This window comes from Duganella margarita (assembly GCF_009857535.1).
Taxonomy (GTDB): Bacteria; Pseudomonadota; Gammaproteobacteria; order Burkholderiales; family Burkholderiaceae_D; genus Rugamonas; species Rugamonas margarita.
In genome coordinates, this window is sequence record NZ_WWCS01000033.1 from 21,439 (window position 1) to 32,570 (window position 11,132).

At 64.8% G+C, this 11,132-nt stretch carries 9 protein-coding genes; 3 read left to right on the plus strand and 6 right to left on the minus strand.

Annotated elements, in window-relative coordinates; genetic code table 11:
• Positions 1-18 precede the first annotated feature (18 nt).
• On the plus strand, positions 19-819 hold the full coding sequence (locus tag GTP55_RS27670; protein ID WP_161047998.1) for a glycosyltransferase family 2 protein: 801 nt from the start codon (positions 19-21) through the stop codon (positions 817-819).
• Between the two features lie 499 nt (positions 820-1,318).
• On the opposite strand, the gene GTP55_RS27675 is transcribed toward GTP55_RS27670, so the two are convergent.
• Positions 1,319-2,203 (minus strand): WxcM-like domain-containing protein, encoded by an 885-nt coding sequence (locus tag GTP55_RS27675; RefSeq protein WP_161047999.1) that lies wholly within the window; start codon positions 2,201-2,203, stop codon positions 1,319-1,321.
• Positions 2,204-2,395: 192 nt separating this feature from the next.
• Here GTP55_RS27675 and GTP55_RS27680 point away from each other — a divergent pair, with 192 nt between their 5' ends.
• Both GTP55_RS27680 and GTP55_RS27685 read left to right on the plus strand, forming a co-directional pair.
• Entirely contained in the window at positions 2,396-3,511 is a 1,116-nt protein-coding gene (locus tag GTP55_RS27680; RefSeq protein WP_161048000.1) for a DegT/DnrJ/EryC1/StrS family aminotransferase, read from the plus strand.
• A 9-nt stretch (positions 3,512-3,520) separates the two neighbouring features.
• Positions 3,521-3,997 carry an acyltransferase gene (locus GTP55_RS27685; protein ID WP_161048001.1) on the plus strand — a complete coding sequence of 159 codons (477 nt, stop codon included), beginning with the start codon at positions 3,521-3,523 and terminating at the stop codon, positions 3,995-3,997.
• On the opposite strand, the gene GTP55_RS27690 is transcribed toward GTP55_RS27685, so the two are convergent.
• The 5 genes from GTP55_RS27690 to GTP55_RS27710 form a co-directional block, all read right to left on the minus strand.
• Positions 3,994-5,304 (minus strand): hypothetical protein, encoded by a 1,311-nt coding sequence (locus tag GTP55_RS27690; RefSeq protein WP_161048002.1) that lies wholly within the window; start codon positions 5,302-5,304, stop codon positions 3,994-3,996. The two genes, GTP55_RS27685 and GTP55_RS27690, sit on opposite strands and share 4 nt — an antisense overlap.
• A gap of 22 nt (positions 5,305-5,326) precedes the next feature.
• Positions 5,327-5,605: a hypothetical protein gene (locus GTP55_RS27695; protein ID WP_161048003.1), complete on the minus strand. Its 279-nt coding sequence runs from the start codon at positions 5,603-5,605 to the stop codon at positions 5,327-5,329.
• Between the two features lie 35 nt (positions 5,606-5,640).
• Positions 5,641-6,984 carry an HlyD family type I secretion periplasmic adaptor subunit gene (locus GTP55_RS27700; RefSeq protein ID WP_371868468.1) on the minus strand — a complete coding sequence of 448 codons (1,344 nt, stop codon included), beginning with the start codon at positions 6,982-6,984 and terminating at the stop codon, positions 5,641-5,643.
• Positions 6,981-9,131: a peptidase domain-containing ABC transporter gene (locus GTP55_RS27705; protein WP_161048005.1), complete on the minus strand. Its 2,151-nt coding sequence runs from the start codon at positions 9,129-9,131 to the stop codon at positions 6,981-6,983. Before GTP55_RS27705 ends, GTP55_RS27700 begins: the two co-directional genes overlap by 4 nt.
• Positions 9,132-9,354: 223 nt before the next feature.
• Positions 9,355-11,132: SPM autocatalytic domain-containing protein (locus tag GTP55_RS27710; RefSeq protein WP_503826667.1), on the minus strand; the 1,778-nt coding region annotated here is incomplete at its 5' end.

Sequence of the window (11,132 nt, forward strand, 5' to 3'; positions counted from 1 at the left end):
TGACTGCCCCTACTTATCATGACAACCCTCCCTTTTTTCTCCGTGATCGTGCCGACCCACAAACGCGCCATCCTGCTGCGCCGCGCGCTGGCCTCGATCAAGTCGCAAATCTGCCCGGTCGGCTGTGAAGTCATCGTCATCTCCGACGCCGCCGATAGCGCCACCGACGCGGTCTGCGCCGAACTGCTCGGCAAGACGGATATGTACCTGCGCCGCAATGGCGAGGCCGGCCCGTCCGCCAGCCGCAATCTCGGCCTGTCGCTGGTCAAAGGCCGCTACGTGCTGTTTCTCGACGATGACGATGCCTGGCATCCCGGTTGTTTGGCACAGTTGCACGCGCAGCCGCATGTGCAGCTGAGCATGCCCGTGTATTTCAACTGCACGGTGGCCACCGAGCGCCGCCTGGCGCAGGGCCCGGAACTGGTGTCCGAGCTCGAACTGACTTTGCAGCAGGGCCTCACAGCGGAAGTCTATGTCAAGAACCAGGTCCACATGTCCTGCTTCGCTTTCCCCCGGCAATTGCTGCAGGGCCTCGAGTTTGATCCGTTCATGCGCGCCTATGAAGACTGGGATTATCTGCTGTCGGTGTTTGACCGCGCCATGCCGGTCCACGTGCCATTGCTCGGCTCGCGCGTCTTCGAGGTCGCCGACGAGACCACGGATCGCCGCGGCAGCAGCCAGCAGGCCACCGATTTCAACGCCGTGCTCGACTATCTGTATGTCTACCGGCGCCATCCTGCGCCGACGCCCGAACTGCGCCAACTGCGGGCGGCACTGCTCGGTGGAGCCGGGCTGCCAATCGCGCCGAGTTTCTTGTAAAGGCATGCTCGGCGGCCAAACCACAATCTAGCTTGTCAACCAACGCGATGCTCAGCAGGCTAATCTGCACGCATGCCTGACATCAAGTACCGCGTAACAGTCGGGCGGACTCGGGCGGTCGCGCGCGTCGTAAGTGGACGCTCCTGCAGAGTGAGCTGCGGTTTTTCAGATTGAGGACGGGTTTAGCGACGATGTGATCGGATCGGTGCGTTTCGTCGTAGCTGGCGCGACTGTTTTACGCGTGATGGCTGCGCTTTCGCAGGCTTCAAGACCGGCCCCGCCAGACGCGGCGCGCGATCTGCACCGGCACCGCCATCCCAGCCGGGCCTTTTTTTGGTCCTGCGATTCGGCCAGTGCCCCCATTGTTGGCGCACGCCAGCGCAGCGATCTGCCCTCTGCGGCGCGCTATGATGCGGAGGCTTGCTTGCCGCAGACCGCCGACGCCGAGCATGGCGCGCGCAGCGTCGCTGTGGCCGATTCGCATCCGTCCGCAGCCACACTAGCTAGGCTGCTGCAGTTTCGACTGCGCCAGCACGGCGTTGAATTCGCGGTAGTCGCGGATGTAATCGCTGTCGTCATAAAATTCCGAAGCAAACACCAGCAGCACCGCATCGGCCGAATATTTGTATTGCACGCCCCAGGTCAGCGGCGGCAGGTAAATGCCCATATCGGCCGATTCCAGCAGCACTTCGCAACGCGTCTCGCCGTCATCCACCATCACCGCGCAGCTGCCCTTCACGCACACCAGGAACTGGTGGCAGCGGTGGTGCGCATGCTCGCCGCGCGTCTTGTCGCTCGGCACATTCATCACCAGGAAATACCGCTTCGGCTGGAACGGGATATCGTTGAGGAACTCGCCGACCGACAGGTCGCCGCGCGGATCGTTCAGGTATTTGAAGCGGTGCAGCGTCACGCCGCCCACGCCCAGCACCACCGTCGACGGCGTGGCCGGGAAGCGCGCCTGGCGGTACCAGCCGACGTTGTCGTCCGGCGTCAGCTTTTCCACGTAGCCGGTGATGCGCGCCGGCGTGCCGGACACGATCGCGTAGGCCGGCACGTTCTGCGCCACCGTGGCGCCCGGCTCGACGCGCGCGCCGGTGCCGATGTTCACGCCGGCCAGCAAGGTGGCGCCGGCGCCGATCTCGCAGCGGTCTTCCAGCACGATGCCGCAGTCGCCGCCGCCTACCGCCGGCGCCAGCGTCACGCCGGGGCCGACAATCACGCCGGCGCCGAGCTGCGCGCCGGGCCACAGCTGGGTCATGCCATGCACCACGCTGTCGTCGCCGACGCTGGCGCCCAGGTAGACCTTCACATAGTCGCCCAGGCGCGCGGTGGCGCTGACGCGCGCACCGGCTTGCACAATGGCTGTCTCTGCTAACTGCATAACTTCTCTCCGTCTGTCTGGTGTGCTGGATCATCGGCAAGCTCTCCTGCCGGACAAGTTTCACAGTATCACAGCAGGCCGTTGTCCGCCACTTGCAGGGCCAAGAGGGACTTGTACTATTGTGTCCGGCGCGTAAATCGGCCATCATGCTTGGCATAACCAACCTCTCTCCGCATTTCCCACAGGCCTATCATGAGCGTCCCTCAAAAAGTTCCCTTTCTCGATCTCAAAGCCATCAACCTGCAACAGGAAGCGGCCCTGCAGCAAGCGTTTGCGCGCGTGCTCAATTCCGGCTGGTACATCCTGGGCAGCGAAGTGGCGCAGTTTGAGGCCGCCTTTGCCGCCTACTGCGGCAGCAGCAGCGCGATCGGCGTTGCCAACGGCCTGGACGCCATCTTCCTGCTGCTGAAAGCCTACGGCATCGGGCCCGGCGACGAGGTCATCGTGCCGAGCAATACCTACATCGCCACCTGGCTGGCGGTCAGCCATTGCGGCGCCACGCCGGTGCCGGTCGAGCCGGTCGAGTCGACCTACAACCTGGATCCGGCGCTGATCGAGGCCGCCATCACGCCGCGCACCCGCGCCATCATCGCGGTGCACCTGTACGGCCAGCCGGCCGACATGGCCGGCATCAACGCGGTGGCGCAGCGCCACGGCCTGAAAGTGATCGAGGATGCGGCCCAGGCCCACGGCGCCCGCGCCCACGGCGTGCGCACCGGTCACCTGGGCGACGGCGCCGCCTTCAGCTTCTACCCGGGCAAAAACCTCGGCGCCCTGGGCGACGGCGGCGCCATCACCACCGACGACGCCGACACCGCGCACGCGCTGCGCGTGCTGCGCAACTACGGCTCGCAACAGAAGTACCGCAACGAACGCCAGGGCTACAATTCGCGCCTGGATGAACTGCAAGCAGCCTTGCTCAGCGTCAAGCTGACCACGCTCGACCAGTTCAACCAGCAACGCGCCGCGATTGCCGCGATCTACCAGAAAGAACTGGCTGGCGTGCCGGACCTGGTGCTGCCGCAAGTGCCGGACTGGGCCGATCCGGTGTGGCACGTGTACGCCGTGCGCCATCCGCAGCGCGACCGCCTGGCCGAACAACTGGCCGAGCGCGGCATCGGCACCATCGTCCACTATCCGGTGGCGCCGCATCTGCAGCCGGCGTACGCCGAATTGGGCTTGAAGGAAGGCCGGTTCCCGATCTCCGAAGCGATCCACCGCGAGGTGCTGAGCCTGCCGATGGGGCCGACCATGACGGCCGACGACGCCGCCCAAGTGGTGGAAGCCGTGCATGCGATCCTGCGCTAAGGAGTGGCCATGAGCAATATCCATGCGTTGTCCGACGTGCAGTCGGCCACCATCGGCGCCAGCACGCGGGTATGGCAGTTCACCGTGATCCTGCAAGGCGCGCAGATCGGCGAGGGCTGCAACATCAACGCCCACTGCTTCATCGAAAATGACGTGGTGGTCGGCGACAATGTAACCGTCAAGTGCGGCAACTATCTGTGGGACGGACTGCGCGTCGGCGCCGGTGTGTTCATCGGCCCGAATGTGACCTTCACCAACGATAAGTTCCCACGGTCCAAGCAATATCCGGACGGCTTCCCGCAGACGGTGCTGGAGCCGGGCGCCTCAATCGGCGGCGGCGCCACCATTCTGCCGGGCCTGACGATCGGCGCCGGCGCCATGGTCGGCGCGGGGGCGGTGGTGACCCGTTCGGTGCCACCGCTGGCGGTGGTGGCCGGCAATCCAGCGCGCATCCTGCGCTACCTGGAAGCCGGCGAAGCAAACTAAGCCAGCATCGCCAGGTCCGCCAGGAAGGCGGGCGTCGCGTGCGCACTGAGGAACCTGTCGCGGCTGGAGGCGGCGTAGCGCGGATAATCGGCCGCCAGCAGCGCCAGCAGGCCGCCCAGCTGGTGGGACGCGGTCCAGCGCAGGTACTGTTCCGGCAGCAGCGTCTTGTGCGCCTCCACGGTGAAGTCATATTCGCCGTCGGTCGCCACTGCGTCATTGAACAGCACCGGCGCGCCGGCGCACAACACCTCCACCAGCACCAGTACGCCGCCCACCGGAAAGCTCGGCACGTACACCGCGTTCTGGATGGTGGCCGTGGTGGCCGATACCGACGCCACGTTACCGTGGTAGACAAAGCGTTCCCACGCCAGCCCCTGCGCCGCCATGGCCGCGCGGATCACTGCCAGTTCGGCATCGCCGAGGCTGCCGAAATGGTGGTGCTGGCCGGCGCCCTGCTTCAACAGTTGCGCCACCACATGAGGATAGGACGCCTCGGCCGGCTCGGCCGCGAACAGATACTTGGACGCGCCGCCGGCGCTGATGGTATTCAGCGGCAAGCCCGGCTGGTAGGCCGGCGACACCACCTCGGTATTGATCAGCGTATCGTGAATATTCAGCACCACGCTCTCGTGACGCGGCGCGCGCGCGCAGCACAGGCGCTGCAATTCGGTGGTGGTGTCCACGTGCGAATATTCGCCCAGGCTGGCGCCCAGGCACGGCCGGTAGTCGCAATGGTGATGGAAGATCTTCTTGCTGACCGGCGCCGCCAGCGTCGCCACTACCGGGATCGGATCGACATGGTGATTGAAACACGAGGTATGGCTCGGCCGCAGGTTGGTGATCAACGCCACCAGGTGCTGCACCTTGAACGCCATATTCCCGCGCGGCAGGAACAGCACTGGCGCCGGGTGGAAGAAATCCATCATCTCCTGGCGCTGCTCGTCATTCTGATCGTTGAAGGCGTCGGTCACCACCACCAGGTTGTGCCGTTTGAGTTGCAGGAAATCGCGCGCGATGCGGCTATGTCCGCCGACATTGGAAAACTGCGACCCGATGATCAGGTGCAGGTCGTTTTCCGCCGGGAACGGTTCGACGCCGTCATACAGCTTGCTGCCCAGTTCCTGCAGGATGGCGTCCAGCTGCGGGTAGAACAGCGCCTTCATGTGGAACATCTCATGCATGAAAGTGTTGTAGACGAAATTGCTGATCAGCGCCAGCACGTCGTTGAGCGGCAGCCGCGCGGCCAGCGCCGGCGTCAATGTCTCGTCATGAAACATCACGTCCTGCTGAATTCGTTGAACAATCATGGTTTTCTCGTGGTGAAGGTGGTCAGACACACGTTGCCGGCGCATGCGGCGCCAGCAGTGGCCGGCGCGGCAGTACGCAGGAAGAGTTGCGGGTTATCCCTGGCGACCCGGCCGGCGGCCGCAAACACCCCTGCGCCGACGTGTTCTTGTCTGCCTTCCGCACCAGGCCGGATACCACCATCGCCGGCTTGGCTTCCAGCAGCACGGCGATAACTTCGGGCAGCAACGCCAGTTCGATCACCATGCCAAGCAGGCGGCAGCTCATGACCTGCCGGTCATGGGTGGGATGATAATGGCACACACGTCGCCGCTCTCCGACAGGTTAATGGGTGGTAATCAGGGTTCGCGGATCGATTCGTCCAGCGCGCGCGTCAGCGGATACAGCAGGTAGGACATCACGGTGCGGTGCCCCACGACGATCTCGGCCGACACGGTCATGCCGGGCAGCAGCCGCACGCCCGGCGGCAGCCGGTTCAGCTTGCCGGTGTACGGAATCCGGCTCAGGTAGTAGGCGTCCAGCCCGCCACCGCTGGTGTCCTTGGTCTCGCGCTTGAACGAATCCTGGCTGATGGTGCGCACTTTGCCTTCCAGCATGCCGTGCTTCATGAACGAGAACGCATCCACCTTCAGGTGCACGTCGGCGCCTTGCTTGATATAGCCGATGTCGACCGAATCGATCTGCACTTCGGCTTCCAGGTCGGCGCCCAGCGGCACCAGCGTGAACAGCGGCTCGGCCTCGCGCACCACCGAGCCGACCGACAGCTTGCCGATCTCCAGCACCACGCCGTCGGCCGGCGCCACCATCTGGATCAGCTTGAGGTGGCGGTCGGCCTTGGCCAGCTGCTCGCTGACGCCGGCGCGGTCGCGCGAGGCGCTCAGCAAGTCTTCCATCGCCTTCTGGCGCCAGCTCTTGCCGAAGGCGGCGCGCTCGGCTTCGGCCGAGGCCAGTTCGCTGGCCAGTTCCACCGCCTTGTTGCGCTGCATGTCCATGTCGCGCTCGACTTCCAGACGGCGGTCGCGCGCTTCCAGCAGGTGCATCTTGGCGCCGAACTGCTCGGCCATCAGCTGCTCCTGCATGGCCTCGACTTCGCGCAGCGATTTGACGCGCTCGGCCAGGATCACCTGGTCATGCTTGTTGGTCAGCATGCTGGCCTTGAGGCGGGCGATGTTCTGGTCCATCTTGTTCTGCTGGGCCGCGAAGTTGGCCTGGCGCTCGCTCGACAATTGCGCCTGCAGCTGGGCATCGGCGCTGCTCTTGCCGACGTCGGCCGCACCGCGCTGGCCGGACAGCTCGGCGCGCAGGCCGGCGGTCTGGTTGTCCAGGCTTTCCAGGCGGCTGCGCAGCTGGCTCTCGTCGGCGGCGTTGAAGGTCGGGTCCAGCGTGGCCAGCACCTGGCCCTTGCGCACCACCTGGCCGACCCGCACGTCGATGCTCTGGATGATCGAGGTGTCCAGCGGCTGCACCACGATGTTCGGCAGCGGATTGACCAGCTTGCCGTGGGCAATGACGATCTGGTCGATCGGCGACAGGCTGGCCCAGACGATGAAGGCGGCAAACGCCAGCAGCAGCACATGCAGCGTGATGCGCACGAAGCGCGGCAGCGGCCCGCGCTCGATGGCGTCGGCATCGGGCAGGAATGCGACCTCGGTCTCGTCCTTGGCGCGACGCGCCCGGCTCACAGGTGACTTGTTTGCTGGTTCCATAAGTGCTGGTAGGTTTCGCTGCGGGTAAGCAATTCTTCATGACGGCCGGCATCGACCAGACGGCCCTGCTGCATGACCATGATCTTGTCGGCGTTGACCAGGGTCGACAGGCGGTGCGAAATCATCACCACCGTGCGGCCCACGGCAATTTTTGCCAGGTTGCTGATGAAAATCGCTTCCGATTCCGGGTCCAGCGCCGAGGCGGCTTCGTCCAGGATCAGGATGCGCGGACGGGCCACCAGCGTGCGGGCGATCGACAGCCGCTGCTTCTGGCCGCCCGACAGGTTCGAGGCGTTCTCTTCCAGCACGGTGTCGTAGCCCTGCGGCAGGCGTTCGATGAATTCGTCGGCCCCGGCCGCTTGCGCGGCGGCCACCAGTTCTTCGAAGCTGGCGTCGGGCTTGGTGACCGACAGGTTTTCGCGCACCGTGCCGCGGAACAGGAAGTTTTCCTGCAACACGACGCCGATCTGGCGGCGCAGATGCGCCAGCTCGATCTCGCGCGCATCGATGCCGTCAAAGCGGACGATGCCTTCCTGGACCGCATACAGTCCCTGGATCAGCTTGGTCAAGGTGGTCTTGCCGGAGCCGCTGCGGCCGACGATGCCGACCACCGTGCCCTGCTCGATGGTGAAGCTGGCCTTGTCCAGCGCCAGCGCCTGCGCGCCGGGATAGCGGAACGTCACGGCGTCGAACTTGATCTCGCCTTCCAGCACCGGCCGCAGGCCGTTGGCGCCGGCGCGGCCTTCCGGCGCGCGGTTCATCACCTCGCCCAGCATGCGCACCGACAGCGCGGTTTCCTGGTATTCGTTGACCAGGCCGACCAGCGAGATCAGCGGCTGGGTGACGCGGCCCGACAGCATCTGGAAGGCGATCAGCGCACCGACCGACAGCGTGTTGTCGAACACGTCGGCGGCACCGACCACGATGATCAGCACCGGCAGCAGCTTGCCGAGGAAGTCGGTGACCGAGTTGCCGGCGATCGAAATCTGGCCGACGCGGAAGTGCATGGTGATCGCTTCGGCCGAGCGCTGGTCCCACACGCGACGCTGCGACGGCTCGATCGCCAGCGCCTTGACGGTACGCATGCCGTGGATGGTTTCGACCAGCATGCCCTGGCGCTGGCCCTCGGCCGAGTACAGCGCCTGCAGGCGGCGGTTGAAGGTCGGCACCATGGCCAGCACCACGCCGGCGATCAGCGCGGCAAAGAACAGCACCAGCGAGGCCAGCTTGACCGAGTAGCTGAACAGCACCGGAATGAACACCAGCAGCGCGATCACGTCCAGCGCGGTGAAGAACAGGCGGCCGGTCAGGAAGTTGCGGATCTTTTCCAGCTGCTGCATGTGGCGCGTGACCACGCCGGCGCTGGTGGTCTCGAAGAAATCGATCGGCAGCGACAGCAGGTGGCCGAACACGCGGCGCGTCAGCCGCATGTCGATCTTGTTACTGGCCGCCAGCGTCAGCGTCTGGCGCAGGAAGCCGAAGGTGGCGTCGAACGCCAGCGCCATGATGATGCCGACCGACAGCACCTGCAGCGTCGTCACGCTGCGGTGGGTCAGCACCTTGTCGATCACCAGCTGGAAGAAGATCGGCGACGCCAGCGCCAGCAGCTGCATGGCGATGGCGGCGATGAAGATGTCGCGGAAGGCGGCTTTTTGTTTGAGGATTTCAGGAATGAACCAGCGCAGGCCGAACGGCTGGTTGGGATCGCTGAGCTTGTGCTGGCGTTTGATGAACAGCACATCGCCGTGCCAGCGCTGCTCGAAGTCGCTGCGGCTGACCAGCACCACCACCGCGTTGGCGCTGGCCGGGTTGAGCACCGCCACATGGTCCTGGCCGCCGTTTTCCCCTGGCTTGACGCCGACCACGATCACCGAGTTGCCGTCCACCAGGCGCGCCATCAGCGGGAACACGCCGCCCTGGGCCATCAGGCGCGACCAGGTCAGCTGGTCGGCCTTGGCTTTCAAGCCGATATCGGCGGCGATGCGCAGCAAGGCGCCGACGCCGGGTTCCTCGGCACGCAGCGCGTTTTCATCGATCAGGCGTTCCGGACTTATCTGCAGACCATGATGCTGGGCAATCGCAGTCAGGCACTGGATCGCGGTATGGGGAAATTTAGCTTGCATAGGCATCGATGTGGGTAAAAAGCGGGAACCAAGCCGACACGCGCACGCGCTCGTTCCAGCTGTGGGATTTTAACCTAGTGCACGCCTTCCTCGGGCGAATTTGTTGTTTGGAAGCACAACCCGGTTTACCCCGCTGTTCCAGTGATGGCGCGCGCCAAACGGCCGGGCGAAAAAAAACGGCAAGGCCCGCAGGCCTTGCCGTTTCTGTTACCGCGCTGTCAGACTACTTGGCTGCCAGCAGGCCGTGTTGCGCGCCGTTTTGCAGTGCTTTCAGACGCAGCGTCTCTTCCGTCGAAGCCGAGTGGCTGGCCGCAGTCAGCTTGTTCTCGTAGCTGCCGATGGCGCTGGCCAGGGCGGCCACCGAACCGTTGCTGCTGGTCGGGACTTCCAGCTTGGTGCTGCCGCTGGTAGCCGGCTGGCTGGTGTAGCTCGACATCGCCGACGACAGGTTGCTGACCGAGCTGGTCAGGCTGCTGCTGGTGGCGCCGGCGCTGAACCAGACGTCCGCTGCGGTGTGGCTGGCGCCGTCGGCGGTCTCGTAGGTCGAGGTCAGACCAACGATGTTGCCGTTGTTCAGCGACGGGTTGTGCTTGGCATCCAGGTTCAGCTTGGTGATGTTCAGATCGGCCAGCGATTTGAGTTCATCAGCCTGGCTGACACCGTCGCCGTTGGCATCGACCCACACTTGCAGTTTCGCGAACTGGCTGTCTTTGGCATCGATCACGCCGTCGCCGTTGGTATCCAGTTCCGCCAGGGCGGCGTAGCCATTCGAGGCTTTGCTGCCGTTGGCCAGCGTGGTGCCCGAGCCGAACAGTTCGCCACCGTTGTTGATGGTGCCGTCACCGTTGCGGTCCAGAACCAGCAGGCCGTCGCCACCGCCAACCCAGCCGGTGCTGACTTTGCTGCCATTGGCCAGCATGTCGAACTGCACACCTGCCGTCGAGCTGATGGTGTCGATGCCGTTGCCGTTCAGGTCCAGGACCAGCGGCGTGAAGGTCGGCAGCGCAGCGATCTGGTCGTTGCTCATGGCCTGGACTTGCGACGACGTCAGTGCATGAATCTGCGCGGTGGTGAACGCATGCACCTGGTTGGTGCTCAGCGCCACGATCTGATCGGTGGTCAGACGCGAGAACTGGGCGGTGCTCAGGGCCGCGATCGTGCTAGTGCTCAAAGCCCCCAGATCCGCCGTTTCGATCGCCTGGACGCCGGCGGTGGACAGCGAGCGGACTTGCGCGGTGGTCAGCGCATTGAGCTGCTCACTCGACAGGGCCACGATCTGCGCGGTGGTCAGGCCGGAGGCCATCACAGCGGTGCTAAGGGCTGCCAGCTGGGCGGTGGTAAAGCCGATGATCTGCTCGGTGGTCAGTGCGGCCACTTGCGAAGTTTTCAGGGCCGCAACCGACGAGGTTTTCAGTGCGGCCAAGTCTTCGGTTTGCAGCACAGCAATACTCACGGTACTGATTGCGGCCAGCTGCGAGGAGCTCAGCACGGCTGCCTGAGTGCTGCTCAGCGCCACCGCCTGGTCGGTGGTCAGGCTGTTCATTTGGGCCGTGGTCAAGGCTTGCACGCCGTTGGTATTGAGCACGGTGAACTGTGCGGTAGTCAGGGCGCGGATCTGGGCAGTGCTCAGGGCAGCGACCGACGCCGTGGTCAGCGCGTTCAGGTCTTCGGTTTCCAGCGCGGCGATCGCATCGGTGGACAACGCCACCACTTGACGGCTGCTCAGGGCGGCAGCCTGGCTGGTGGTCAGCGCCACGACCTGCTCGGTGGTCAGGGCTTTGACGGCGGCGGTGTTGAGCGCGGCAGCCTGGCCCGACGTCAGTTGGCCGATCTGATCGGTGGTCAGGCCGATGATCTGGGACGACTTCAGCGCTGCGATGCCAGCGGTGGTGATGCTGCTGATGTCTGCGGTTTCAATCGCGGCCAGGTTGGCCGACGACAGCGCGCCCACTTGCGCAGTGGTCAGGCCGGCGAACTGGTTCGAGGTCATTGCCACGATCT